The sequence below is a fragment of the Embleya sp. NPDC059213 genome (assembly GCF_042754445.1).
Classification (GTDB): domain Bacteria; phylum Actinomycetota; class Actinomycetes; order Streptomycetales; family Streptomycetaceae; genus Embleya.
This window is the reverse complement of the sequence record NZ_JBHZAV010000129.1, coordinates 1-26605: the sequence shown is the minus strand read 5'-3', so window position 1 is coordinate 26605 and position 26605 is coordinate 1. Positions and strand designations below refer to the sequence as shown.

Annotated in this window: 22 protein-coding genes; 17 read left to right on the top strand and 5 right to left on the bottom strand. The window is 72.3% G+C overall.

From position 1 onward, the window contains the following. The first annotated feature begins 242 nt into the window (after positions 1-242). The 9 genes from ACFXMF_RS34130 (at position 243) to ureB (ending at position 8885) form a co-directional block, all read left to right on the top strand. On the top strand, positions 243-599 hold the full coding sequence (locus ACFXMF_RS34130) for an arsenate reductase family protein (protein ID WP_379988031.1): 357 nt from the start codon (positions 243-245) through the stop codon (positions 597-599). Between the two features lie 129 nt (positions 600-728). Beyond that, positions 729-3644 (top strand): Na+/H+ antiporter subunit A, encoded by a 2916-nt coding sequence (locus ACFXMF_RS34125; protein ID WP_379988030.1) that lies wholly within the window; start codon positions 729-731, stop codon positions 3642-3644. Beyond that, positions 3641-4429 (top strand): Na(+)/H(+) antiporter subunit C, encoded by a 789-nt coding sequence (locus ACFXMF_RS34120; RefSeq protein WP_360320412.1) that lies wholly within the window; start codon positions 3641-3643, stop codon positions 4427-4429. Before ACFXMF_RS34125 ends, ACFXMF_RS34120 begins: the two co-directional genes overlap by 4 nt. Next, positions 4426-5997, top strand: a complete 1572-nt coding sequence (locus ACFXMF_RS34115; protein ID WP_379988029.1) for a Na+/H+ antiporter subunit D — start codon at positions 4426-4428, stop codon at positions 5995-5997. Before ACFXMF_RS34120 ends, ACFXMF_RS34115 begins: the two co-directional genes overlap by 4 nt. Further along, the gene (locus ACFXMF_RS34110) at positions 5994-6563 is read left to right on the top strand and encodes a Na+/H+ antiporter subunit E (protein ID WP_360320418.1); all 570 of its coding nucleotides are present in this window, start codon (positions 5994-5996) and stop codon (positions 6561-6563) included. The genes ACFXMF_RS34115 and ACFXMF_RS34110 overlap by 4 nt, the downstream gene beginning before the upstream one ends. After that, positions 6560-6823: a monovalent cation/H+ antiporter complex subunit F gene (locus ACFXMF_RS34105; protein WP_379988028.1), complete on the top strand. Its 264-nt coding sequence runs from the start codon at positions 6560-6562 to the stop codon at positions 6821-6823. Before ACFXMF_RS34110 ends, ACFXMF_RS34105 begins: the two co-directional genes overlap by 4 nt. Position 6824: 1 nt before the next feature. Next, complete coding sequence (gene mnhG / locus ACFXMF_RS34100) at positions 6825-7184, top strand: monovalent cation/H(+) antiporter subunit G (protein WP_360320424.1); 360 nt, start codon at positions 6825-6827, stop codon at positions 7182-7184. A gap of 347 nt (positions 7185-7531) precedes the next feature. Next, a complete protein-coding gene (locus ACFXMF_RS34095; RefSeq protein WP_360320427.1) occupies positions 7532-8299 on the top strand; it encodes a cobalamin biosynthesis protein CbiX in 768 nt (255 codons plus the stop codon). 13 nt (positions 8300-8312) lie between these two features. After that, entirely contained in the window at positions 8313-8885 is a 573-nt protein-coding gene (gene ureB, locus ACFXMF_RS34090) for an urease subunit beta (RefSeq protein ID WP_379988027.1), read from the top strand. A gap of 64 nt (positions 8886-8949) precedes the next feature. Here the strand turns inward: ureB and ACFXMF_RS34085 are convergent, their stop codons facing one another. Beyond that, positions 8950-9864 carry a hypothetical protein gene (locus ACFXMF_RS34085; RefSeq protein ID WP_379988026.1) on the bottom strand — a complete coding sequence of 305 codons (915 nt, stop codon included), beginning with the start codon at positions 9862-9864 and terminating at the stop codon, positions 8950-8952. Between the two features lie 117 nt (positions 9865-9981). Between ACFXMF_RS34085 and ACFXMF_RS34080 the strand changes: the two genes are divergently transcribed. Both ACFXMF_RS34080 and ACFXMF_RS34075 read left to right on the top strand, forming a co-directional pair. After that, positions 9982-10560 (top strand): TetR/AcrR family transcriptional regulator, encoded by a 579-nt coding sequence (locus ACFXMF_RS34080; RefSeq protein WP_379988025.1) that lies wholly within the window; start codon positions 9982-9984, stop codon positions 10558-10560. 365 nt (positions 10561-10925) lie between these two features. Further along, positions 10926-11846 (top strand): galactosyltransferase-related protein, encoded by a 921-nt coding sequence (locus ACFXMF_RS34075; protein ID WP_360320439.1) that lies wholly within the window; start codon positions 10926-10928, stop codon positions 11844-11846. A gap of 44 nt (positions 11847-11890) precedes the next feature. On the opposite strand, the gene ACFXMF_RS34070 is transcribed toward ACFXMF_RS34075, so the two are convergent. The 3 genes from ACFXMF_RS34070 to ACFXMF_RS34060 form a co-directional block, all read right to left on the bottom strand. Continuing rightward, complete coding sequence (locus ACFXMF_RS34070) at positions 11891-12331, bottom strand: NUDIX domain-containing protein (RefSeq protein ID WP_379988024.1); 441 nt, start codon at positions 12329-12331, stop codon at positions 11891-11893. Beyond that, a complete protein-coding gene (locus ACFXMF_RS34065; protein WP_360320445.1) occupies positions 12331-13035 on the bottom strand; it encodes an HAD family hydrolase in 705 nt (234 codons plus the stop codon). The genes ACFXMF_RS34070 and ACFXMF_RS34065 overlap by 1 nt, the downstream gene beginning before the upstream one ends. A gap of 145 nt (positions 13036-13180) precedes the next feature. Continuing rightward, positions 13181-13669, bottom strand: coding sequence for a MarR family transcriptional regulator (locus tag ACFXMF_RS34060; RefSeq protein ID WP_360320448.1), 489 nt, complete (start codon positions 13667-13669; stop codon positions 13181-13183). Positions 13670-13783: 114 nt separating this feature from the next. Here ACFXMF_RS34060 and ACFXMF_RS34055 point away from each other — a divergent pair, with 114 nt between their 5' ends. Further along, positions 13784-14680, top strand: coding sequence for an ABC transporter ATP-binding protein (locus tag ACFXMF_RS34055; protein WP_360320451.1), 897 nt, complete (start codon positions 13784-13786; stop codon positions 14678-14680). Then, the gene (locus ACFXMF_RS34050; RefSeq protein ID WP_379988023.1) at positions 14677-16272 is read left to right on the top strand and encodes an ABC transporter permease; all 1596 of its coding nucleotides are present in this window, start codon (positions 14677-14679) and stop codon (positions 16270-16272) included. The genes ACFXMF_RS34055 and ACFXMF_RS34050 overlap by 4 nt, the downstream gene beginning before the upstream one ends. 156 nt (positions 16273-16428) lie before the next feature. On the opposite strand, the gene ACFXMF_RS34045 is transcribed toward ACFXMF_RS34050, so the two are convergent. Continuing rightward, entirely contained in the window at positions 16429-19194 is a 2766-nt protein-coding gene (locus tag ACFXMF_RS34045) for an AAA family ATPase (protein WP_360320457.1), read from the bottom strand. A 607-nt stretch (positions 19195-19801) separates the two neighbouring features. Here ACFXMF_RS34045 and ACFXMF_RS34040 point away from each other — a divergent pair. The 4 genes from ACFXMF_RS34040 to ACFXMF_RS34025 form a co-directional block, all read left to right on the top strand. Further along, positions 19802-20191, top strand: a complete 390-nt coding sequence (locus ACFXMF_RS34040) for a nuclear transport factor 2 family protein (protein ID WP_360320460.1) — start codon at positions 19802-19804, stop codon at positions 20189-20191. Between the two features lie 106 nt (positions 20192-20297). Continuing rightward, the gene (locus ACFXMF_RS34035) at positions 20298-21488 is read left to right on the top strand and encodes a cytochrome P450 (RefSeq protein ID WP_360320463.1); all 1191 of its coding nucleotides are present in this window, start codon (positions 20298-20300) and stop codon (positions 21486-21488) included. A gap of 8 nt (positions 21489-21496) precedes the next feature. Beyond that, the gene (locus ACFXMF_RS34030; RefSeq protein WP_360320466.1) at positions 21497-21691 is read left to right on the top strand and encodes a ferredoxin; all 195 of its coding nucleotides are present in this window, start codon (positions 21497-21499) and stop codon (positions 21689-21691) included. A 58-nt stretch (positions 21692-21749) separates the two neighbouring features. Further along, a partial coding sequence (locus ACFXMF_RS34025; RefSeq protein ID WP_380020951.1) for a beta-ketoacyl synthase N-terminal-like domain-containing protein occupies positions 21750-26605 on the top strand: 4856 nt, incomplete at its 3' end.

Here is a 26605-nt window from a genome sequence, read left to right as displayed (position 1 = left end):
GGGACCTGCGGACACGATGGGGTTGCGGGACTGAGGTGGCCTCGGGCGCCGGCGGGGCTGGGTGGCCTCAAGCGCCGGCCGGGCTGGTTCGCCTCAAGCGCCGGCCAGGCTGGTGGTTGGTTGGGTTGGGTTGGGTTGGGTTCGTGCGTTGGGCGGGTCGGTGGTTGGTTGGGGTGGGGGTGTGTGGGGTGGGGTTGTGGGTTGGGTTGGGTGGTGGTGGGTGGGGGGTACGGTCGGGGGTTATGGAGATTTGGATCAATCCTGGTTGTTCGAAGTGTCGGTCGGCGGTGTCGATGTTGGATGCCGAGGGGGCCGAGTACACCGTGCGGCGCTATTTGGAGGAGCCGCCGACGGTGGTCGAGTTGGAGGCGGTGTTGGATCGGTTGGGGCTGGAGCCGTGGGACATCGTGCGGACCGGGGAGGCGGTTGCGGGGGAGTTGGGGCTCCGGGAGTGGGCGCGGGAGGCGGGTGAACGGGGGCGCTGGATCGCGGCGTTGGCGGAGCACCCGATTTTGATCCAGCGGCCGATCATCACCGCCGACGACGGCAGTGCCGTGGTGGCCCGTACGCCGGAGGCGGTCCGCTCGGTTCTGGATTGACGATGCCGCCCCGAGCCGGGCGGCCCGATGGTCCGAAGGATGTGGTCGGCGCTCGGCGGAGCGGGTGGAAAACGCGAGACATTTGTCTGGTTAAGGTGATTTGGGTGTATTGCCGCATACCTTGACGTCATGATCTTCTCGGTGGCCTCGTACTTCGTGGTCGCGGCCATCGCCCCGTGGCTGGTCCGCCGCCTCGGGCGAAACGCCTTCCTCGTGCTCGCCGCGCTGCCGGCGGCGACCACGGGGTGGGCGTTCGCCCGGGCCGGCTCGGTGTTCGACGGCCGGCCCGAGTTCGAATCGCGCGAGTGGATTCCCGAACTCGGCGTCTTCCTGGCGTTTCGTTGCGACGCGCTCGCGCTGCTGATGGTCTTCCTCGCGGCCGGCGTGGGAGTTCTGGTCCTGGTCTACTGCGCGCGCTACTTCGCGACCGACGAGCCCGGGCTCGGCGCGTTCGCCGGCGTCCTGGTCGCCTTCGCCGGGGCGATGATCGGCCTGGTCACCACCGACGACCTGATCCTGCTGTACGTGTTCTGGGAGCTGACCACGGTCTTCTCCTACCTGCTGATCGGCCATCGCAGCGAACACCGCGGCTCGCGCCGGGCCGCGATGCAGGCGCTGACCATGACCACGTTCGGCGGCCTGGCGATGCTGGTCGGCCTGATCCTGCTCGGCGAGAAGGCGGGCACCTACCGGCTCTCCGAGATCCTCGCCGCCCCGCCCGGCGGCACCGTGGTCACCACCGCGATCGTGCTGATCCTGGTCGGCGCGCTGTCCAAGTCGGCGATCGTGCCGTTCGGTTCCTGGCTGCCCGCGGCGATGGCGGCGCCCACCCCGGTCAGTGCCTACCTGCACGCCGCCGCGATGGTCAAGGCCGGCGTGTACCTGGTCGCCCGGCTGGCCCCCGGATTCGCCGAACTCGCGCCGTGGCGACCGATCGTGCTGATCACCGGCTGCGCGACGCTGCTCCTGGCCGGTTGGCGGGCGTTGCGCGAGGACGACCTCAAGCGGGTGCTCGCCTACGGCACGGTCAGCCAACTCGGCCTGCTGATCGTGGTCACCGGCGCGGGCAACCGGGACGCGGCGCTCGCCGGGATCGCGATGCTGGTCGCCCACGCCCTGTTCAAGGCCACGCTGTTCCTGGTGGTCGGCGTCATCGACCACGCGGCAGGCACCCGGGACCTGCGCCGACTCTCCGGCCTGGCCCGGACCATGCCGATCACCTGCCTGGTCGCGGTGGTGGCCGCGCTGTCCATGGCCGGACTGCCGCCGATGGTCGGATTCGTCGCCAAGGAAGCGGTCTACCAGGCGTTCCTGCACCGGGGGCGCACCGACACCATCGTGCTCGGCGTGCTGGTCGCCGGGTCCGCGCTGACCGCCGCCTACAGCCTGCGCTTCGTCTGGGGCGCCTTCGCCCGCAAACCCGACGTGGCCGACACCCGATGCGAACCGCCGGGCGGACTGCTGCTCGGCCCGGCCGCCCTGCTCGGCGTCGGTTGCCCGGCCCTGGGATTCGCCGCGCAGTCGCTGGACCACTGGATCTCCTCGTACGCCGACCTGTTCCCGTCCACCGGATCCGACTACCACCTGGCCCTGTGGCACGGCCCGGGTACCGCGCTGACCCTGTCCGCCGTCGCGATCTGCGTGGGCATCGGGCTGTTTCTGGCCCGCGAACCGGTGCTGCGCCTGCAATCGGCCACCGCCCGGATCGAACCCTCGCGCCTGTACGACGCGCTCGTGCACGGTGTGGACCGGGGTGCGCTGCAACTGACCGGTACCACCCAACGCGGCTCGATGCCGGTCTACCTCGGGGTGATCCTGCTCAGCCTGATCGCGATCACCACCGCGACCGCGCTGGGCAACCTCCCGCTGCCGTTCCCGCATTCGCCGCGCTGGTCGGACTCGGCCGCGCAGATCGTGGTCGGCCTGCTCGTCATGGGCACCGCGCTGATCGCCGCCGGCACCCGGGACAGGCTGCCCGCGGTGCTCCTGGTCGGCGTCACCGGCTACGGCTGCGCGACGTTGTTCGTGCTCCAGGGCGCTCCCGACCTCGCCCTGACCCAGGGCCTGGTCGAGACGGTCAGCGTGGTGGTGTTCCTGCTCGTGCTGCGCCGACTCCCGCGCCGGTTCGCCCGAACCACCCGGCCCGGCCGCAGGGCCGTGCACATCGCCCTGGGCGTACTCACCGGCGCGGTGCTCGCGGGCGTCGCCGTCTCCGCGTTCGCCGCCCGGACCCGGCCGCCGGTGTCCCGGGTGTTCGCCGCCGCCGCGAAGGAGGCGGGCGGCAAGGAGATCGTCAGCGTGCTGCTGGTGGACATCCGCGCCTGGGACACGATGGGCGAGATCTCCGTGCTGGCGGTCGCCGCGATCGGCGTGACCAGTCTGATCTTCGTCCGCCGCGACCGCGGCCTGCCCCGACTCGGCGACCGCGCCCCGGAACCGGCCGAGCCCGGCGGAAGCGGCCCCGGGAGCACCGCCGGAAGCAGTGCCCACCGCCCCGCAGTACCCGCGCCCGCCCCCACCCCGCCGCCGGCGCGGGTGCCCTGGCTGGCCGCCGCCGACACGCTCGCCCCCGAGCGGCGCACGGTGCTCTTCGAAGTGGTCGCGCGCGTCGCGTTCCCGACCGTCCTGGTGTTGTCCCTGTACTTCCTGTTCAGCGGACACTCCACGCCGGGCGGCGGGTTCGCGGGCGGCATCACCGCCGGACTCGCCCTGCTGGTGCGCTATCTCGCGGGCGGGCGGTACGAACTGGCCGAGGCCGCGCCGCTGCCCCCCGGCCGGCTGCTCGGCACCGGCCTGGTGATCGGCGCGGGCGTCGGTCTGGTCGGCCTGATCGCGGGCGGCTCGGTGCTGCGCAGCACGGTGCTGGACGCCACGCTGCCGCCCTTCGGCGACGTGCACATCGCGACGTCCGTGTTCTTCGACATCGGCGTCTACCTGCTCGTGGTCGGCCTCGTGCAGGACGTACTGAGCGCGCTCGGCGCGGAGTTGGACCGACGCATCGAACAGACCCGGGACCGGGACGCCGAACGAACGGTGATCGTATGAAGAGCCCGACCATGATCCTGGTACTGACCGCCGCCGTGCTTGTGGGCGCCGGGGTCTACCTGGTGCTCGAACGCAGTCTGACCCGGGTGTTGCTCGGCGTGGTGCTGATCGGCAACGGCGCCAACCTGATCGTGCTCGCCGGCGGCGGTCGCGCGGGCGGCGCGCCGGTGCTGGGGGTGACGCTGCCGTTCGCGATGAACGACCCGCTGCCCCAGGCGATGGTGTTGACCGCGATCGTGATCACGCTCGCGGTGACCGCGTTCGTGTTGTCGATGGTGCATCGACACTGGGAACTGACCGGATCCGACGAGATCCAGGACGACACCGAGGACCTGCGGGTGGCCCGCCGCGCCGAGCGGGGTGACCTGCGCAGCGAACATCGGCGACTGCGACGGGAGTTGCGCCGGCAGACCGCGGATCGCCGGGCGGTGGTGCGGCGCCTGGGGATCGAGGCCCGGGCCAACTACGACGCCGAGTGCCGACGACTCGGGGTGGACCGGAACGGGCACGGCGGTCGACCGGAGGCGCAGCGGATCGCCCGCGAACGACGCGCGGAACTGCGCCGGCGACTGCGCGGGATCAAGTCCGAACACCGGATCCAACAGGCCGAGTTGCGGGCCAGGTTCCGGCGGGCGCGGCGCGAGTTGAATCGGCAGGCGCGGGCCGAACGGGCGGCCGTGGCCCGCGCGGACAGTGTGGTGGACGCGGTGCCCGACACCGAGTTCCCGCGCGGTGCCGGAGAACCCGCCGGTCCCGAGCGGGGTCGGGACCGGCCCGCGCGATGAACCACCTGGTGCCGCTCCCGGTCCTGCTGCCGCTGTTCGGCGCCGGCCTCATGCCGGCCATCGGCGGCCGACTGCCGCGCGGCCGGCGGCTGATCAGCGTCGGGGTGCTGACCGCCGTGCTCGGCGTGGCGATCGCCCTGCTGGTGGCGGCCGATCGGGACGGCCCGGTGGTGGCCCGGATGGCCGGGTGGCCCGCGCCGACCGGGATCGTGCTGGTGGCGGACCGGTTGTCCGCGCTGATGCTGGTGGTCTCCTGCGCGGTCACCCTCGGCGTGCTGGTCTATTCGATCGGCCAGGGCCGCGCGGACGAGGACGAGGCCACGCCGCTGTCGGTGTTCCACCCCACCTATCTGATCCTGGTCGCGGGCGTGGCGAACGCGTTCCTGGCGGGCGACCTGTTCAACCTCTACGTGGGCTTCGAGGTGTTGCTCGCGGCCAGCTACGTGCTGCTGACCGTCGGCGGCACCGCCGCCCGGGTGCGCGCGGGCGCCGGCTACGTGGTGGTCGGCCTGCTGTCCTCGGTGGTGTTCCTGTCCGCGATCGCGATGGTGTACGCGGCGACCGGCACGGTCAACCTGGCCCAGCTCGCGGTGCGGCTGCCCGAGGTCGACCCCGGCGTGCAACTGGTTCTGGAGTCGATGTTGTTGATCGGATTCGGGGTCAAGGCGGCGGTGTTCCCGCTGTCCGCGTGGTTGCCCGACTCGTACCCGACCGCGCCCGCGCCGGTGACCGCAGTGTTCGCCGGACTGCTCACCAAGGTCGGGGTGTACGCGATCATCCGGGTGCAGACGTTGTTGTTCCCGGACGGGCGATTGCGCGAACTGCTGCTCGTGGTGGCCGCGGCGACGATGATCGTCGGCATCCTGGGCGCGATCGTGCAGAGCGACCTGAACCGGCTGTTGTCCTTCACACTGGTCAGCCACATCGGGTACATGGTCTTCGGGATCGCGCTGGCGAGCGCGGCGGGCCTGGCCGGCACGGTGTTCTACGCGGTCCACCACATCACCGTGCAGACCTCGCTGTTCCTGGTCACCGGGCTGATCGAGCGGCGCGGTGGCAGTACCGACCTGGGTCGACTGGGCGGGCTGGCGCGGATGTCGCCGGCGCTCGCGGTGTTGTTCTTCGTACCCGCGATGAACCTGGGCGGGATCCCGCCGCTGTCCGGCTTCCTGGGCAAGTGGTTGTTGTTGCGGGCGGGTGCGGAGATCGGTTCGGTGGCGTCGTACCTGTTGATCGGCGCGGCGGTGGCCACCAGTTTGTTGACGTTGTACGCGATGGCCCGGGTGTGGGGGCAGGTGTTCGGCAGTTCGCCGGACACCTCGGGGGCGACCGCGTACTCCTTCGGCGCGAGTCTGAGCGGACGCGACGTCGCGGCCACCAGCAGTGTGCTGCCGCGCGCGATGACGCTGGCGACCTGCGCGCTGGTCACGTTGGGCGTGGCGTTCACCGTGCTGGCCGGGCCGCTCGTCGCGCTGACCGAGCGCACGGGCAGCGAACTGGTGGATCGGGTCGTCTATATCGACGCCGTGCCGCTGCCCGGCGGGTTCGCCCGAGGGTCGGGTCGGTGACCGTGCGCCGGTTCCGGAGCCGGCCTCGGACCCGACGGATCTCGCCGCTGCTGGTCGGGTGGTTGATCGCGGTGTGGGTCGCGCTGTGGGGCACCCTGACCGTCGCCAACCTGCTCACCGGGCTCGTGATCGCGGTGTTGTCGTCGGTGCTGCTGCCGTTGCCGCCGGCGCACGACGGGTTGGCCTTCCGGCCGTGGGGACTGGTCCGGTTCGTGGTGCTGTTCGTGCTCGACCTGGTGCTGTCCTCGCTGCGGGTCGCCTGGCAGGCGCTGTGGCCGGGGCGGTTGCCGCGCAACTCGGTGGTGGGGGTCGAATTGGCCTCGCGTTCGGACCTGTTGCTCACCCTGACCGTGCTGGCGTTGAACGTGATGCCCGGCAGCATCGTGATCGAGATTCGCCGGGGTCGGCCCACCGTGTTGTTCATCCACGCGCTGGGCGCCGACACGCCTGCCTCGGTCGAAGCGGCGCGGCGGGCGGTGGTGCGCCTGGAGGCCCGTGTGCTCGCCGCGTTCGGCACCCGCGCCGAACGTGCCCGTTCGACCGGAACTCCCGGAGGTGGTTCATGAATCCGCTCATCGGCGGCACCGTGATCGTGCTGCTCGGCGCGGCTGCGGTGCTCGCCCTGGTCCGGCTCGTGCGCGGGCCATCGACGCTGGACCGGGCGGTCGCGGTGGACATGCTGCTCGCGGTGATGTTGGCCGCGGTCGCCGCGGAGGCCACCTTGAATCGGCACACCACGACCGTCCCGGTACTGCTCGCCTTGGCCCTGGTCGGCTTCCTGGGTTCGGTGTCGATCGTGCGCTTCTCGGCGCGCGAGGGCGACTGACGTGCGGGCCGGCGAGTTCGCCGACGGCGCGTCCGCGGTGTGCCTGCTCGTGGGCTGCGCGCTCGCGTTCGTCGCGGGGGTGGGACTGCTGCGCTTCCCGGACACGTTGTCGCGGATGCACACCGTGGCCAAGCCGCAGGTCCTGGGCCTGCTGCTGGTCACGCTCGGCCTGGGGTTGCGGCTGCGGCACGGGATCGACATCGGGATGCTGGTGATGGTGGCGTTCTTCCAACTGACCACCGTTCCGGTGGCGACCCACCTGGTGGGCCGCGCGGTGTACCGGTTGCCGCAACTGCCGACCGGGGACCTGGCCGTCGACGAACTCGCGGACGGGATCGACCCGAGGAGCGCGAACGGATAGTCGTATTTCACTCCGATGCGTGAGGTTGGCGGGTCGGTTCGGTGGATACCCGGGACGAGACAACCGTCGACCGAGGGCCCGTCGGGGCCCGCACGTCCGTCCCGGGTCCGCGGCGCGGGTGTGTTCGCGGCCCGGGACTCGGCGCGCCCGTACCCGGGTCGGTCGGGCCCGGGTACGGCCGTTCGGGGCCGCGCACGCCCCGGGCCGGGGACGGGGCCCTCGGTCGTACCCGCCGCAGAAAGGAATCCACGATGAATGCGGAACCCGGCGAGATCGACGAGTGCGCGGTGTCGGTGCCGGTCGGCACCGGGCCGTGCTCCGGCGTCGACCCGATCGGCGGCTGAGTCGTGTCGGAGCGGGTGGCGGTGGTGGTGGTCGGCGGGCACGAGAGCGCGAACGGCGCCGCGTTGCCCGACCTGTTCGGGGCCGAGGTGATCTCGGCGGCGTGCGGCCGGCAACTGCACCGGGCGGTGGGCGCGGCGCTGCGGGCGGGCGCGGAGCGGGTGTGCGTGGTGCCGGTCACGCTGGGCCGGGACCCGGGCCTGGCCGGGGCCGCGGCGCGGACGTTGCTCGCGCTGCCGGCGGCGGAGCGGGGCCGGGTGTTGCTGAGCCGCCCGTTCGCCGGTACGGAGCAGCTCACCCAATGGCTGCGCGCCGCCGCCGCGCGGGTGCCGGATCGGGCCGCGTTGCTGGTGGCGGCGCCGGCGGGGGACGGGCACGAGGACGCCGAGCTGTATCGGATCGCGCGCCTGGTGTGGCAACACGGCCCGCACCGGATCGTCGAGGTCGCGCTGATCGGCGGTGACCCGGATCTGGGCCGGGCCCTGGAGCGCTGCCGGGTACTGGGCGCGGCCCGGACCGTGGCGCTGGCCGCGTCCTTCGTGTTGCCGGCCGTGCCGGGCGTGGCCCCGCTGCTGTCGAGGCCGGCGGCGGCCGGGGTGCTGGCGGCCCGGGTCGGCTCGGCGGTCGAGCGCCTGCGGGTGCACGGCGACGACGGCCTCGCGGGGATCGGCCCGCGCACAACGCCGCCCGCCCACTCGGACGCGCGGGATCGTGCGCGGCCGCCGGTCCGCCCGCCCGGTCGCGAATCCGTGCCCGCGTTCCCCGTCGCCTAGGAGGTCCGAGCCCATGGTCACGGCCCAACCACAGCGGTACCTCTACCGCGATCACCCGGCCGAGGCGGCGGCGGATCGCCGCACCTCGATCGTGGCGGTGCGCAACACCGGCGACCGCGCGATCCGGGTCGGGTCGCACTTCCACTTCTTCGAGGTCGACCCGACGCTGGTCTTCGACCGGGCGGCGACCTTCGGGATGCGGCCGAACATCGCGGCGGGTACCTCGATCCGGTTCGAACCGGGCGGCACCCGGCAGGTGGAACTGCGCCCGTTCGCGGGCTCGGGACGCCTGGTCGGCTGCACCGAGCTGCCGCACGGGGCGGCGGCCGCCGCACAACCGGCCCGGCTGGGGGCGACGTTGCACGCGATCGAACACGGCCTCCGCGAGGCGCAGGCGCAGGCGGTGTCACAGGCGCAAGCCGGACGGGCCGATCCGGCGGTACCGGAGCCCGCCGCCGACGCCGCGCGGCCCGCGGTGGTGCGGGCGGACCGACCCGTCGGCCGGCCGATCCGCGGCAAGCCGGGCAGCCGGCCGCCGACCAAGCCCGGATCCACGCCGGGCCCGGGGCGAAGGGGCCCGCGCTGACCACACATCCCACCCGCGCCGCCGGTCGCGGCGGCCGGCGGCGGGACCGTTCGTGGGCCCGCGATCAGCCCTGGTGCGGATAGCTCATGCCGATTCCGAGCGTGGACTGCATCGGGAGCAGGCCGGTGCCGATCGTGTCCAGCACGGCGGGCAGGATCAGGTCGGCCAGTCGAGCCGCCTCGGCGGCGCCGATCGATTCCCAGGGCCGGGCGGCGAGTTCGTCGGTCAGCGCCTCGACCGAGTCGCGGCCGCTGCGACCCGCTTCGGTGGCCGTGCCGTCGGCGTTCAGCCACCCCCGGGCGACCAGGCGCCCGCGCGCCGCGTCCCACTCGTCGGCGCTCCACTGTCGGCTTGCGAACACCTCGGCCGGAGCGGCACCGGCGGCGCTGTGCGAGACGAGCGCCTCGACGCCGTCCAGACGGTGTGCCAGCAGCGCCGCGATGTGTCCGTCGCCCCGGTGTTCACGCAGCCGGGTGATCGCCTGCCACAACACCAGGTGCGGCTCGTCCGCCCACGGGAGTGCGGCATGCGCGGCGGCCAGCGGGCGACCGACGGTGTCGGCGGCCTCGGCCACCCGCCGGGTCAGCGCGGCGGCCTCGGCGATCTCCGGCGCGTGCACCCGCTCGCCGAGCGCCGAGCGCAGCGTGGCGTCGACCGCGCGCAGCCGGGCCGCGAGCACGTCGGCGGGGTCGGCGATCGACCAGACCCTCGGCACGTACCGGGCGACCATTGCCGGGCTGAAGCTGTAGAAGGTCGAGGTGACCAACTCGGCGGAGGCCGTCCCGAGGGCCGCGGCACGCATCGCGAAGTAGGCCGGCCATCGTTCGTCCACCGCGTAGCCGAGCGCCGCGAACTCCTCGAACATCTTCGGCGAGTAGTAGTGCAGCGCGTGCAACGGCTCCAGGGTCTGCCACATCCGGCGGACCAGCACGGCGTCCAGGGCCTTGTTCGTTTCGTTCGTCTCGTTCGTCGTGCTCATGTCGTGCAGTCCTCTTTCCGACTTCCGAGCGGCTCGCCCGGCGGGCAACTTGTCACTGACAAGATTGCTCTCGTGCTGCAAACTTGTCAATGCCTAGATCCCGGGTAGCATCGACCCATGAGCACCGGACGCCCCTATCACCACGGCGATCTGCGCCGCGCCGTACTCGCCGCCGCGCTGGACGTGGTGGCCTCGGACGGCATCGGCGCGATCAGCCTGCGCGATCTGGCCCGCCGCGCGGGCGTGTCGCACGCCGCCCCCGCGCACCACTTCGGCGACAAGACCGGGCTGCTCACCGCGATCGCCGCCGAGGGCTACGGCCTGCTCGCCGACGCGCTCGCCGAGGTCGTGCCCGGCGACGCGGACGCCCTGCGCGAACTCGGCGTGCGCTACGTGCGCTTCGCGCTCGCGCATCCCGCGCACTTCGAGGTGATGAACCGTCCGCACGCGGTCGACGGCGCCGACCCGGAACTGCTGCGGCAGCGGGCCCGGGCCGGTGAGTCGTTGCGCGGCGGCGTCGCGGGGGTGCCGGCCGAGCGCCGGGGCGATCCGGACCAGGCGGTGCTCGCCGCGTGGTCGCTCGCGCACGGCTACGCCACCCTGTGCCTGTCCGGTGGCATCCCGGCGGGAGCCGATCCGGCGGGCACCTTCCGGTCGCTGACGGGTCTGTTGTTCTCCGGGCCCGCGATGGAGTGACGCGCGGCGCGCCGGGCCCGGGGATTCGCCCGATTCGCCCGGAGGCAACGATTCCGGGCGTCGATGTGCACCATGTGTGACGGGAGGACTCTTGACCGTGATGTCGCCGTCCCGGTACACCTGGCAGTCGGGTCGAGCACGGCCCGCCCGATCCTCTGGAGATTCGCGCCTCGTCGAGCCGGGGACCTCCCGCGCCTCGATGCCGTGACCCGGTGCAGGCCGTGGCTCGTGACCGGGCACGCCACGCACGTGAACCCCCGCGGGCGTGGTGCCGACCCGGATCCAGCCGCCGCCGACGCGCACCTGCTCGGCGTGCGGGTCGGATCCGGGGAGGTGCCGTGCGATCGGGTGAGGGGAGATCGGGAATGCCGGAAGTGAGCGTCGTCGTCCCGCTCTACGGCGACCACGAGGCGCGCGGGGTGTTCGCCTCGGTCGCGGCGGCGTGGCTGGCGCAGAGCGTGTGCTGCGAGGTGGTGCTGGCGACGGCCGGCGACGCGGTGCCGGTCGTACCGCCGGATTTGGACGCGCGTCGCCGGGTGCGGGTGATCCGGGCCCCCGAGACGAGCCTGGCCGCCGGGTTGCTGCGCAACGTGGCGGCGGCTCGGGCCAGGGCGCCGGTGCTGTACCTGACCGATGCCGATGTGGCTCCGCTCGGGCGCGACTTCGTGGCCCGCGCGCTGGAGCTGGCGGCCGGCGGGGCGCTGGCCCAGCCGTGGATGTACCGGCTCGTCGGCGCCGCCGAACTGCCCGTCGGGTGGGCCGCGGTGGACCTGGTGCCGGTGGGCGAGGACCCGTTCTGCTTCGTCCGGGAGGACCCGGACGGCGTGCTGCGCGGGTTCCCGGACGAGCGGCTGGTCTGGGATCCGCCGCGGGCCGGGGCACCGGAGGGCGCCACCCCGCGGGCGTTGCCGCCGCCGCGGGCGCGGGCGCCCTACGGACCCCACAGCCGGTTGTGGCGCGCGCCCTACCAGTGGGGCGCGATGCTGGTGGACCGCCGGACCTTCGACGGGGTGGGCGGGTACTGCCCGCGATATCTGGGCTGGGGCGGCGAGGACGTCGACCTGCTCGCGAAGGTCGCCGCGCACACCCGGCTGCGCCGCGGCCGGCAGCTCGATCGATCCTGGAGCTGCCTGCACTTCGAGCACCGCACACCGTACGACGGAACCGAGCAACAGGCGTCCAACGAACGCCTGTTGGCCGCGCGGATCGCGGCCGGTCCGGACGCGATGATCGAACAGGACCTGGCCGCGCACGCCGACCCGGGCGGCATGCCCCAGGGCCATTGAGCCCGCACCGCCCGCCGCGACGGTGCCGGCCCGAGCCGACCCGGCTATCGAGTCCGGTCGAGCCGATCCCGGAACAGGGCCAGGCCGGCCGCGCATTGCGAGTGCAGCGGGGTCGGCAGGGCGTCGGGCGCGAACCACTCCAGCGCGTCGAACTTGTGCGGCTCGCCGATGGCGACCCGCCCCGGCTCGACCTCGACCGCGAACACCACCGCGACCCAGTGCGAGGCGACCGGGTCCCCGCGCAGCACGTTGCGCACCCCGATCGTCTCGATCGACAACGCCTCGGTCGAGTACTCCTCGCGCACCTCGCGGGCCACCGCACGCTCGAACGTCTCGCCCCACTCCAACGCGCCCGCACCGGTGTCCCAGGTGCCGGCCTCGTCCCGGGCCGCCGCCGAGCGACGCGCCAACAACACCTGCCCGGCCCCGTCGTGGCAGATGAACACACAGGACACGGACGGGCCGCCCGGCCGGTTCGTCGCCATCAGAAGTGCTTCAGCAACTCGGGGAACGCGGTCAGCGTGAGCACCCGATCGTCGTGCGGGTCCAACTCGCTCTGCTCCAGGACCCAGGTGTGCGCGTTCGGGATGAACACCGCGCCCAGCCCCGCGCCGCGCGCGGGAAGGATGTCCGACTTGGGGGAGTTGCCGATCATCCAGGTCGTCTCCGGCACCAGCCCGTGCGCACGGGTGAGATCGAGGTAGGCGTCGACGCCCTTCTCCGGCACGATGTGCACGCTGCGGAAGTGGTGCGCCAGCGCGGACGCGTCGATCTTGCGCTGTTGCTCCTCGGTGTCGCCCTTGGTGAGCAACATCAGGTCGTGGCGCGCGCCGAGCGTGGTGAGCGTCTCGACCACGCCGGGAACCAGTTCCATCCGGTTCTCCAGCAGTGCGACCGCGAGTTGCCCGATGTGCCGCAGCTCCGCCTCGGTGGCCGGCCGCGCGTGCAGCCGCGCCACCGTCTCGCCCAGACTGCGCAGGAACATCTTGCTGCCGTAGCCGTGGGTGATCGCGTTCGCGGCCTCGATGTCGTTGAGCATCGCGCGGATCTCGGTCCGGTCGAGCGTGGGGTGGTCGAGCCAGTCGAGCCAGTCCTCGATGACCCGCTCGAACAGGACGTTGTTCTCCCACAACGTGTCGTCGGCGTCGAAGATCAGGACCTGACGCGAAAGGCCCGTCGGCGTGTTCATGGTTCGTTTCGTCTCTGTCCGCTCGGCGACACTGCGGCGATCATCCTAGAGCGGACCGCCGGCCCCCCTCATCGGATTTTCCGACCGCTGCCCGTGCCGAACCGGCAGGGACGAGACGGCGGTGCGGGCCGAAGTCGGGAGCGGGTCACGACCGCGCCGGCGGCTTGCCGCGCAGGGCCTGCCACTTCTCCAGCACGCCCGCCATCTCCTGCTGGGCGAAGGCGAAGAAGTCCCGCATCTCCGCCATCCGGGCACCCGCCTTCGTGCCGGGGCCGCCGAGCGGTCCGATGCCCTTGTCGGTGGCGGCGATGAGCTGGGCGAACAGCGCCTGCTTGGTCGCGGTGCCGGTGTACCAGGCGTCGTCGGGCAGCAGGTACAGATCGCTGCGCGAACCCAGGACCGACTCGCGGGTGACCAGTCCGACCTGGGCGAGGTAGCGGACCGCGCCCGAAATCGCGGCGGGGCTCGCGGCCAGCCGGTCGGCCAGCTCGCCGGCGGTCAACCCGCGCTCCTCGGCGGCCATCAAGGTGATCAGTACGCGGGCGCTCATCCTGGGGAAACCCCAGTCGGCGAACAACATCGCCATCTGTTCGATGAAGTGCCGCGCGGCCTCCTCGTCCCGGCCGTCAGCCACGCCCATCAGCTCCTCCGCCGCGTCGGTGGGTCGCCCTCGGCGGGAGCCTGCGGGCGTATATACATTACGTTATGAAGCTTCACAAACACGTGAAGTAACAGTAGCATCCGGGGGGTGAACGCAATCGACGTGATCTGCACCACAGGGCTGCAGAAACGGTTCGGGCAGGCAGTCGCCCTGGACGGGCTGGACTTACAGGTGGCCCAGGGCGAGGTGCACGGACTGCTCGGCCCCAACGGCGCGGGCAAGTCCACCGTGATCCGCATCCTGCTGGGCCTGCTGCGCCGGGACGGCGGCACCGTCACCCTGTTCGGCGGCGACCCCTGGCAGGAGGCCACGGCGCTGCACCGAAGACTGGCCTACGTGCCCGGCGACGTGAGCCTGTGGCCCAATCTGAGCGGGGGCGAGACGATCGACCTGCTCGGCTCGATGCGCGGCGGCCTGGACAAGGCCCGTCGCGACGCCCTCGTGGAGCGGTTCGAACTGGACCCCAAGAAGAAGGGCCGGGCCTACTCCAAGGGCAACCGACAGAAGGTGGCGCTCGTCGCCGCCCTGGCCTCCGAGGCCGAACTGCTCATCCTCGACGAGCCGACCTCCGGCCTGGACCCGCTGATGGAGGCGGTCTTCGGCTCGTGCGTGGCCGAGGCCAAGGAGCGCGGCGCGACCGTCCTGCTCTCCAGCCACATCCTCAGCGAGGTCGAGGAGCTCTGCGACCGAGTCTCGATCATCCGCGAGGGACGCCGGGTCGACTCCGGCTCGCTCGACGACCTGCGCCACCTCTCGCGCACCACCATCACCGCGACGGTGTTCCGGTCGCCGGGCAACCTGGACGCCATCGGAGGTGTGCACGAACTACAGGTCGACGGGCGCTCGGTGAGCTTCCAGGTCGATCCGGACGCGTTGGAGAAGACGCTGCGCCTGCTCACCGACGCGGGCCTGGAGTCGTTGACCAGCCGGCCGCCCACGCTGGAAGAACTGTTCATGCGCTACTACTCCGGGGACAAGCAGTGAGCGGCGGGCTCGCCGGCCTGCGCGAGTTGTCCAAGCTCGCCTCCCGCCGGGACCGGATCATCCTGCCCCTGTGGGCGTACGCCCTGATCGGCAGCGCGGCCTCGACCGCCTACAGCATCAAGGGCCTCTTCCCCGACCAGGCGTCGCGGCAGGAGTTCGTCGACGGCATCCGGGCCGCGTCCGGCGCCGCCGCGCTCTACGGCCGGATCCTGGACACCTCTCCCGGAGCCATCACCACGTGGCGCTCGGCGGTGCTCGGCGCCGTCCTGGCCGCGGTGATGTCCATTCTCCTCGTCGTCCGGCACACCCGGGCGGAGGAACAGACGGGCCGTCAGGAACTGGTCGCCGCGGGCGTCGTGGACCGGGCGGCGCCACTGGTCGCCGCACTGCAACTGGTGATCTCGGTCAATCTCGCCGTCGGCGTGGTCATCGGCGGCGTACTGCCCCTGGTCGGCCTGCCGGCGGCCGGTGCGTTCGCCCTCGGCCTGTCGATCGCGGCCTGCGGCATCGCCTTCACCGGCATCGCGGCGGTCTGCGCCCAGCTCTTCGAGTCCTCGCGCACCGCGAACGCGGTCTCGCTGACCCTGCTCGGCGCGTTCTACCTGGTGCGCGCGGTGGGCGACATGAGCCACGGCGCCGAGTGGCTGTTGTGGATCTCGCCGATCGGCTGGACCGAGGAGGTGCGGCCCTACGCGGGCGACCGGTGGTGGGTGCTGGCGGTGCCCGCGGTTGCCGCGACCGTACTGATCGTGGTGGCGCTGCGACTGTTGAACGCGCGGGACTTCGGCTCCGGGGTGTTGCCCGCCCGGCCCGGACCCGCGCACGGAGGCGCCGACACCCGCGGCACCCTCGGCCTCGCCTGGCGCATGCACCGCGTCTCGATGCTCGGCTGGACGCTCGGCGTGCTCACCGCGGCGCTGGTCTTCGGCTCCTTCGTCCGCGACGTCGACGTCCTCACCGACAGCGACCGGGTGCGCGAGATCATGGCCGATCTGGGCGGCTCACAGGACATGGCCGACGCGTATGTGTCCTCCGTGGTGGGCGTGTTCGGGATCATGGCGGCCGTCTTCGCGCTCACCGTGATCGTCCGGGCCCGGGCGGAGGAGGCCGCCGGCCGGATCGAACTCGTCTTCGCCGGCACGCCGAGCCGCGCGCGCTGGCTGCTCGGCCACCTGGTGTTCGCGGTGCTCGGTGCGGTGCTGATCCTGGTCGCCGCGGGATTCGGCATGGGTTTGTCCGCAGGGCTGGGCGCGCACGACGTGGCGGCCACGCTCGGCCGGGTCTTCGGTGCCGTGTTCGTGCAACTCCCGGCCGTGCTGCTGATCGTGGCACTCGCCGTGTTGTTGTTCGCCGCGGTTCCCCGCTGGACCGCCGCCGGATGGGGACTGCTGGGCCTGTTCGCCTTCCTGACCCTGGTCGGCCCCCAGTTGAAGGTCAGCCAGTACGTCCTGGACCTCTCGCCCTTCAGCCACGTGCCCAAGCTCCCCGGCAACGCGGTCCCGGCCACGCCGCTGGTCGTCATGGGCGTCCTGGCCCTGGTCGGCGTCGCCGCGGCGGTGACCGCCTTCCGTCGCCGCGATCTGCTCGCCTGACTCGCATCCGCCCACCGGCGCCGGGCAACGGTCGCCGGAGCGCCCGGGGAACACCCACGGAACACCGCCCAGGTGCCCGACCGAATTCCGGCCGGGCGCCTGTCGCGGTGCGCTGTGCCGTGTCGTTCCCGGCCCCGATCGTCCAAGCTCCGCTCGTCAGGCCCCGATTGCCTGGGTGTGCGGACCGGTGAACAGCGCCGAGGCCAGTTGCGCCCGGTCGTTGACCCCGACCTTGCGATACATGCGCGTCAGATGTTGCTCCACCGTACTGACCGTGATGTAGAGCAGTTTGGCGATCTCACTGTTCGTATGGCCCAGCGCCACCAGGTCGGCGACGCGCTGCTCCGCGTCGGTGAGCAACGCGGCCGGACCCTTGGGCTCGGCGTCGGGGCGGTCACGGTCCGCGGGCAGCAGCCTGCTCAGCGGTTCCGCCTGGCACTTGTCCGCGATGATCTTCGCCTGCGAGCCGATCACCCGGGCCCGCCGCGTCTCGCCCACGGCGTTGTACATGTCCGTGAGGTCGGCCAGCGCGCGGGCCAACTCGTAACGGTCCCCGCTCTCCTGCAACGCGTCGACGGCCTGCCGCAACAGCGCCAGCCGCCGGTGCGGTTCGTGGGTCGCCGCCAGCAGGCGCAGCGTCGCCCCGCGGGTGCGTGGTGAACCGCCGTGCTCGCTGCGGCTCAACTGCTCCTCCAGGATCGTCCGGGCCCGATCGCGCTCGCCCATCCGCAACCACGCCTCACCGGCATCGTTGCGCCACGCGATCAACCCCGGCACGTCCATGCCCCAGCGGGCCATCAGCTCGCCGCAGCCCCGGAAATCCGACAGCGCCCCGTCCCAGTCCCGGACCGCCATGCTGTACCGGCCGCGCGCATGCAGGTAGTGCAGGCCCGGTCGGCTCTGGAGCATGCGGTCCGGGATCGGCAGATAGAGCAGTTCCGCGGCCTCGTCGTGACGCCCCATCGAGGTGAGCGCGATCAGCATGCTGGCCAACGGCAAGCCGACCGCCGCTCCCCACTCGCCGATCGGAACCACGTCGAAGGACTTGGTCGCGTGCGTGACGGCCCCGGGCAAATCACCCAGGCGGATGCAGATCTCAGCCCGCAGCGCGTGCAGTCGGGCCTCGCTGCCGGGTTCGCCGCGTTCCTGCGCGGTGACGATCAGTTCGTCGCAGTGCGGCAGCGCCAGCGCGGGGCGCTCCGCGTAGGTCAACGCGAGCAACGCGCACTCGATCGTGTCCAGATCGGTGCCGTGCAGACGGGTGCCGTGCAAAATCCTTTCCGCTTTGGGCACCGCGCGGTCGGAAAAGCCCTTGGTCAGCACCGAGTCGAGCACCGTCGCCGCGTCGTAGCGACGGCGACTTTCGGTCGTCGAGGGCAGGCCGGGCAACTCGCCCTCGTCCTCACCGGCACTGGGCAACAGACCCAGCAACGGGGTGTACGAGCAGCGCATCCACATCCGGGCGGCGCGCAACTCCATCGCCGTCTCCGGGGTCGTGGCCCGACCCGAGTCGGTCAGATGCCGCAACGCCTCGGTGGCGGCCTCGAAACGACCGGTCCACAACAGCGCCCGGATCACCGCCAGGGTTTCGCCGCTGCCCAGGCAGCCGGTGCGCACCGCCTGGAGGAGATCGGGGATCTGTCGTTCCGGAATGCCCGGTTCCATCCGCCGCTCCGCCTGGAGCAACGCCGCCCTGGTTCGGGCCAGTTCACCCGCGTTGGCGCTCAACGTGCAGGCCAGGCGCAGATAGTCGACCGTCCTGGTGCCCCGGCCCTCGGACAGCGCCGACGAGGCCGCCGCGTCGAGTACCGGTACCGCCCAGGGTGTACGCACCCCTCGGCCCGCCAGGAGATGCTCGGCGACGACGGTGGTGGTGGCGCCCTCCGCGTACGTCAACTCCGCCGCGTCCCGGTGCAGTGCCGCCGTGGCCTCGGGGCCGAGGCCCGTCAACATCGCCGCCGCCGCCGCGGGATGGCGGAAGCGACCCCCGTCCAGAACGCCCGAGGCGTCGAGCACCGTCAGGCACCGCGTCACCGTACCGGACGCCAGTCCCAGTAATCGGGCGATCGGTTCCGGGGTGCCCAGCACGGCCAGTGCCTGGGCCACCGCCGCCGTGGGCGCCGGGCTGCGATGCACGCACGAGAGCAGCGCCCGGGCATAGCCCGGGGACGTCGCGTGCCCGCCGAGCCGGAAGTCGTCCAGGACCCCGTCCAGCAGCAGCGGATTGCCGCCGCTCAGCCACAGCGCCCGGGCCGTGACCTGCTCCGCCCGGTCCGCGCCGAGCCTGGCCACCGCCGCGGCCCGCACCCGGTCCACGTCGAGCGGCGCCAGATGCACCCCGCGGGCATGCGGCAGCCGGAGCAACTGCTCGACGAAGTCCGCGCATCGGTCGTTCGCCGCGTCGTGGTGGGTGAACACCGCGAGCAGCGGTGTGTTGTGCATGCGGCGCGCCAGATAGGCGAGACACGCGAGCGAGGCCGGGTCGGCATGGTGGACGTCGTCCACCACGATGGCCAGCGGTCGAGGCCCGGCCAGGCCGAGCAGGACCGTGCACAGGGACTCCACGATCTCGGCGTCCGCCGCGGACAGTCGGCCCGGCGGCCCGTGCGGCGCGGCCGTCATCTGCGCCCGGCCGGTCGCGAGCAGTCGGCCCACCCGATCGCGGACCGGGGGCGACAACGAAGCCTCCTGGAGTAGTTGGCCGATCACCCCCAATGGGATGCCCGCCTCCGACTCGGACGCCACGGCTGGTAGGACCAGGCCGCCCGCGGCCCGCACCCGATGAGTGAACGTGGCCAGCAGTGTGGTCTTGCCCATGGCCACGGAGGCACCGACGACGGCGATTCCGCTTTCTCCCGCGAGTGCGCCGTCGAGGAGTTCGGCCAGTACGGCCGCCGCATGTGAACGCTCCCGAGTGTTCACGTCTTGGTCTCGTCACGGACGGTGCCGGTCGGTGCCTGGCGATGTCGTGGGTGTGGGGACGGAGGCGGCGCGAGTCTCGTGGACGGGGTGTGCAGACGATGAGGGCGCACGATGGTCTCCATGTACCTTCCTTCACAGCAGTGATGGGGACACGAAAACGTCGAGGGGTACCACGCTGTAGCACCGACGTTCCGGACGTCGACCATGCGATCTGCCGCCGACTCCCTGGCCAGGGGTCGCGCTGCGCATGTCGACGGTTACCGTCAGATCACGTTAACAGGGATTCGGGCGACGTTCGAGACTCCTTGACGCGGGCCTTGCAGTGACACGAAACACTTCGGCGCACCGACGAACTCGCCGATTTTGCGGGCAGGTTCGACCGATGGGGCGACGTTGCCCGGCCGCCGGAACGCGCCGGCCCGGTTTTGCTCCCACGCAGGTCGGCGGCCCACGGGGACGACCCCCGGGGTGGACAGGGGTCGGAAACAGGGGTGGTGTCGTCCGCAAGGGCGATCGAACACTGGGTCCTGTGTGAGACCGGCTTCCCGGTCCGGCGCGGGCCTTCGCGCCCGCGCCTTCGCCGTTGACCCGCCCGGAAGGAGTCGGCGTGCCCGACGAGGTGACTCGTAAGGCCCTGGCACTGGAGTACTGCCGCAGGATGAACGCCGGCGACGTCGAGGGCGTCCTCGAACTGTTCGCCCCCGACGTGGTATTCGAGGATCCGGTCGGCTCCGGCGAGCAGGTGGGCCGGGACGCTCTGCGCGCGCACATCACCCGGGCCATCGTCGACGACCGGGCCCGGGAACGCCCCGGCACGCCGGTCGCCGCCCACGACGGCGAGACCGTCGTGCTGCCCGCCACCATCGAACTGAGCCCACGCAGTTATCCGAAGCGGATCGAGATCTCGATCATCGGGATCGTCCGCTTCCGCGACGACGGCCTGGTGGGCGACTTCCGTGCGTTGTGGGGCGATACCGACATGAGGGTGCTCGGCTGACCGCACCACCACAGGCGCGGCACCGGGCGTCACCGGTGCCGCGGACCACGCCTGGCACCGGCACCGCCGGAGACCGCGATACACCGCCGACAGGAAGGATCACGACATGACCGAGGTTCCGGCCCAGGCCAAGCCGTTGCCCGTCACGCGCACCACGCCCCTGGACCCGCCGCCGGAACTGCTCGAACGGCAACGGGCCTGCCCGGTCGACCGGTTGTTGTACCCCGACGGCAGCGAGGGCTGGCTGATCACCGGCTACGACCAGGTCCGGGCGGCCCTGGCCGACCTGCGTTTCAGCTCGCGCAAGGACCTGCTGCGCTCGCCGATCCAATCGCAGGAGCCCACCGCCGCCAAGCCCGGCTTCTTCGTCTACACCGACCCGCCCGAGCACACCCGCTACCGTCGCCTGCTCACCGGCCTGTTCACGCTCCGGCGGATGAACCAACTCGGGGACCGTGTACGGGAGATCGCCGCCGACGCGCTGGACGCCATGGAACAGGCCGGCCCGCCGGTCGACCTGGTACCCGCCTTCGCGCTGGCCGTCCCGTCGCTGGTGATCTGCGAACTGCTCGGCGTGCCCTACGAGGACCGCGAGGTCTTCCAACACAACTCCACCGTCATCCAGGACACCAACACCCCGATCGAACAGGCCTACGCCGCCCTGGAGGCGATGCAGAAGTACCTGGCCGGCCTGGTCGAACGGCGCCGCGGCCCGGACCCCTCCGACGACATCCTCGGCGGCCTGGCCGCGCACGAGGAACTCACCGTCGAGGAGGTCACCAACGTCTGCTTCCTGCTGTTGGCCGCAGGGCACGAGACCACCGCCAACATGCTCTCGCTGGGCACGTACGCCCTGCTCACCAACCCCGATCAGCTCGCCGCGCTGCGTGCCGGCGAGACCACGATGGAGAGCGCCGTCGAGGAACTGATGCGCTACCTGACGGTCAACCACTACGGCCCGATCCGCGGCGTCCTGGAGGACTTCGAGTTCGAGGGCTGTCCGATGAAGGCCGGCGAGACGGTCACCCTGTCCGCGTTCGCGGCGAACCGCGATCCCAAGCACTACGCCGACCCCGACCGCTTGGACTTCGCCCGCGGCGGCCGCGGCCAACTCTCCTTCGGACACGGCATCCACCAGTGCATCGGCCAACAACTGGCCCGCATCGAGATGCGGATCGGCTTCGAGGCCCTGTTCGAGCGATTCCCCGGACTGCACCTGGCCGTTCCCGCGGAAGAGGTCCGGATGCGGGACACCATGCTGATCTACGGCGTCGCCTCGATGCCGGTCGCCTGGTAGGCGGTCCGATGCGGATCGAGGTGGACCGCGACCTGTGCTGCGGCGCCGGGATGTGCGCGCTGGAGGCACCGGAGGTCTTCGACCAGGACGAAACCGAGGGCCTGGTCGTGCTGCTGCTGCCGGAGCCGCCCGACGCAGGCCACGAGGCCGTCCGCGAGGCGGCCAGGCTCTGCCCGTCCGGGGCGGTCAAGCTCACCGAGTGAGTCCCGGCCCGGCCATCGGGCCACAACCGCGAACCGGCTGAGAACTGAAGGGCTTGACATGGTACGTGGGGACCGCCTGGGCAACGACTCGTCCGCGAACCGGGGTTCCGGTCCGGACCGGCACGAGCCGATCGCCGTCGTCGGCATGGCGTGTCGGCTGCCGGGGGTGGACGGCCCGGCGGACCTGTGGCGGCTCCTGCGCGCGGGCGCCGACACCGTGGCACCGCCCGCCGCCGACCGCGCCGGCATCGGCGGCGTATCGGGTCGGGGATCCTTCCTCGCCTCCGTCGACGGCTTCGACCCGGCCTTCTTCGGCATCTCCGGGCGCGAGGCCGCCGCCATGGACCCGCACCAGCGGCTGATGCTCGAACTGAGCTGGGAGGCGTTGGAGGACGCCGGCACCGTGGCCGACACGCTGGCGGGCACCCGCACCGGCGTGTTCGTCGGCGCCTTCTCCGACGACTACTCGCTGCTGCTCCAGGCCGACGGTCCGGACGCGGTGACCGCGCACAGCACCACCGGCCTGCACCGCAGCATCATCGCCAACCGGGTCTCCTACTTCCTGCGCGCGGGCGGCCCCAGCCTGACCGTGGACACCGGCCAGTCCTCCTCCCTGGTCGCCGTGCACATGGCCTGCGAGAGCCTGCGCTCCGGCGAGTCCGAGACGGCCCTGGCCGGCGGGGTTAACCTGATCCTGACCCCGCAGTCCACCGAACGCATGGAACGTTTCGGCGCACTGTCACCGGACGGACGCTGCTACACCTTCGATGCCCGGGCCAACGGCTACGTCCGCGGCGAAGGCGGCGCCGTGGTGGTGCTCAAGCCCCTGCGGCGCGCGCTCGCGGACGGCGACCGGATCCACTGCCTGCTGCGCGGCAGCGCCGTCAACAACGACGGCGGCGGCCAGACGCTCACCGCGCCCAGCGCGAGCGCACAACAGGACGTGCTGCGCCGGGCGTACCGGCAGGCGGACGTGGACCCGGCCCGGGTCGGCTACGTCGAGTTGCACGGAACCGGCACCCGGCTCGGGGACCCGATCGAGGCCGCCGCGCTGGGCGCCGTGCTCGGCGCCGCGCGCGAGCCCGACCGGCCCCTTCCGGTCGGCTCGGTGAAGACCAACGTCGGCCACCTGGAGGCCGCGGCCGGGGTGATCGGACTGGTCAAGGCCGCCCTGGTGGTCTCCCACCGGGAGATCCCGGCCTCGCTGAACCACGTGGAGCCCAATCCCGACATCCCGTTGGCCGAACTGCGCCTGACGGTGCAGACCGAGCCGATCGCCTGGCCGGCCGCGGCCGGGCCGCGGATCGCCGGAGTGAGCTCGTTCGGCATGGGCGGGACGAATTGCCACGTCGTGCTCACCGACGCCGACACCGTGGTCGAGCAGGGGACTCCGGCCCCGGCCGGCGCGACCCCCGGTCCCGCGGCGGGCCCCCTGCCCCTGCTCGTCTGCGGCCACACCGACTCGGCGCTGCGCGCACAGGCCGCCCAACTCGCCCGCTTCGTCACCGACCGGCCGGAACTCGACCTGCCCGACCTCGCCCATTCGCTGGTGTCGACACGCTCGTTGCTCGCCCACCGCGGCGTGGTGATCGCCGGCGGCCGGGCCGACCTGGTCGAGGGCCTGACCGCGCTCGCCGCCGGCGAACCCGCGCCGGGCGTGGTGGCCGGCCGGGCCCGATCCACCGCGCGCCCGGTGCTGGTCTTCCCCGGCCAGGGCTCGCAGTGGCTCGGCATGGCCGCGGATCTGCTCGACTCCGAACCGGCTTTCGCCGCGCGGATCGCCAACTGCGAGGCGGCACTCGCGCCGCACGTCGACTGGTCGTTGACCGCGACTCTGCGCTCGGACTCCGAGGACTGGCTGGAGCGGGTCGACGTCGTGCAGCCCGTGCTCTGGGCGGTGATGGTCTCGCTCGCCGGACTCTGGGCCTCCTTCGGGGTGCGCCCCGCCGCCGTGGTCGGGCACTCCCAGGGCGAGATCGCCGCCGCGTGCGTCGCCGGCGCGCTCTCGCTGGAGGACGGCGCGACCGTCGTCGCGTTGCGCAGCAAGGCCATCCTCGACCTGTCCGGCCGAGGCGGCATGGTCTCGGTCGGCGTCTCGGCCGACCGGATCACCGAACTGATCGCCCCGTTCAAGAAACGACTCTCGATCGCCGCGATCAACAGTCCGGCGTCGGTGATCGTCTCGGGCGCGCAGGGCGCCCTGGACGAATTCCTGGCCATCTGCGAGGCACAGGGCACCTGGGCACGGCGCGTACCGGTCGATTACGCCTCGCACTCCGCCCAGGTCACCAAAACCCGGAAAACCCTGCTGCGGGCCCTGGCCGGGATCCGGCCCCGTACCTCGCACACCCCCTTCTGCTCGTCGGTGACCGGCGAACTCCTGGACACCGCCGCCCTGGACGCCGGGTACTGGTACACCAACCTGCGCAAGACCGTGCGCTTCGACCAGGCCGTGCGCACGCTCCTGCGCCTGGGCCACGACGTTTTCATCGAGTCCAGCGCCCATCCGGTCCTGACCACCGGCATCCTGGAGACGATCGAGGACACCGGGTCCGACGCCGCCGCGTTCGGCACGTTGCGCCGCAACCAGGGTGGCTCCGAGCGCTTTCGCACCGCCCTGGGCGAAGCCCACGTCCGCGGGGTCGCCGTCGACTGGCACCCCGCCCTCGTCGCCGGGGCCTGCCGGGTCGACCTGCCGACCTACGCGTTCCAGCGCGAACGCCACTGGCTGGGCTCCGCGGTCGACGCGCCCACCGACGACGGGTCGCGGCCGTCCGCACCGGTCGGCGGGCCGGCGGCATTGCCCCCGGAGGAGCGGGAACAGGCGATCCGCGAACTGACGTTCGCCCATGCCGCGACCGTGCTGGGCCGCCGCGCGCTGGGCCCGGCCGACGCCGAGCAGACGTTCAAGGCACTGGGCCTGGACTCGCCGAGCGCCGTCGAATTCCGCAATCGCATCAACACCGACACCGGGCTCCGGCTGCCGACCACGCTCGCCTACGACCACCCCACGCCGGTCGCCGTCGTCCGCCACCTCACCGCCCTGATCGCGGAGGCCACGGGAGGGCAGTCGGCGGCCGACCCGACCGCCGTCGCCGGGTCCGCGCCCGGAAGCGGGACGAAGCAGGCGGCCGGATCACCGACCGACGACGACCCGATCGCCATCGTCGGCATGGCCTGCCGACTGCCCGGCGGGATCGCCTCGCCCGAGGATCTGTGGCGCCTGGTGGCCGCCGGCGGGGAGGCCATCACGCCGTTCCCGGACGACCGAGGCTGGGACCTGGCGGGACTCTACGACCCCGACTCGGCGAAAGCCGGCACCAGTTACGCCCGGCACGGCGGCTTCCTGCACGGCGTCGCCGACTTCGACGCCGAGTTCTTCGGGATCTCGCCGCGTGAGGCGTTGGCGATGGATCCGCAACAGCGGTTGTTGCTGGAGACCTCCTGGGAGGTGTTCGAGCGGGCCGGGATCGACCCGGCCGAGCTGCGCGGCAGCCGAACCGGTGTGTTCGTCGGCGCGATGAACCAGGACTACGGCGCGCGGCTCGACGAGGCAGCCAACGGCTCCGAGGGCTACCTGCTCACCGGCAACACCGGCAGCGTCGTCTCCGGACGCCTCGCCTACACCTTCGGTTTCGAGGGGCCCGCGGTCACCGTGGACACGGCGTGCTCGTCGTCCCTGGTGGCCCTGCATCTCGCGGTGCAGGCCGTGCGCGGCGGCGAGTGCTCGATGGCGCTGGCCGGCGGCGTGACGGTGATGTCCACGCCGGGCATGTTCGTCGAATTCAGCCGCCAGCGGGGTCTGTCGCCCGACGGCCGGTGCAAGGCGTTCTCCGCCGCCGCGGACGGCACGGGCTGGTCCGAGGGCGTCGGTGTACTGCTGGTGGAGCGGCTCTCGGACGCGGAGCGCCACGGCCACCGGGTCCTTGCCGTGGTTCGGGGCTCCGCGGTGAATCAGGACGGTGCCAGCAACGGGCTGACCGCGCCGAACGGCCCCTCGCAGCAGCGGGTGATCCGCCAGGCACTGACGAGCGCCGGTCTGTCGGCCGCCGACGTCGACGCGGTCGAGGCACACGGGACCGGTACCACGCTCGGCGACCCGATCGAGGCGCAGGCGTTGCTGGCCACGTACGGCCGTGACCGTGGCGACGAACAGCCCCTGTATCTCGGCTCGTTGAAGTCCAACATCGGCCATGCGCAGGCCGCCGCCGGTGTCGCCGGCGTGATCAAGACGGTGATGGCCATCCGCGCGGGCATCCTGCCGCGGACCCTGCATGCCGACGAGCCGTCGCCGCACATCGACTGGTCGGCGGGCGCGGTGGAGTTGTTGACCCGGGCGCGGGAGTGGCCCGTGGTCGACCGACCGCGCCGGGCGGCGGTCTCCTCGTTCGGGATCAGCGGTACGAACGCCCACCTGATCATCGAGCAGGCTGCGGGCGCGACCCCGCAGCCGGACGCGGACCCGGGGACGGGGAGCGCACCGACGGCGGCGTCGGGCCCGGAGTCCGCTGCGGAAGCGGGTCGCGGCGACCCGGACGCGCTGCTGCCGTTCGTCGTCTCCGGGCGTGGCGGGCAGGGGCTTCGAGCCCAGGCGGCCCGGCTGGGGCAATTCGTTCGGGACGAGCCCGAACTGCCGTTGCCCGACCTGGCCGGGGCGCTGGTCGCGTCACGCTCGGTGTTGGAGCGCCGGGGGGTGGTACTGGCCTCGGGGCGTGCGGAGTTGTCGTCCGGGTTGGCGATGTTGGCCGCCGGGGAGTCCGGGTCCGGTGTGGTTTCGGGGGTGGCGCGGTCCTCCGGGCGGATCGTTTTGGTGTTCCCGGGTCAGGGTTCGCAGTGGTTGGGGATGGCTGCGGAACTGGTGGATTCGTCGCCGGTGTTCGCGGGGCGGATTGCCGAGTGTGAGGCGGCTCTTGC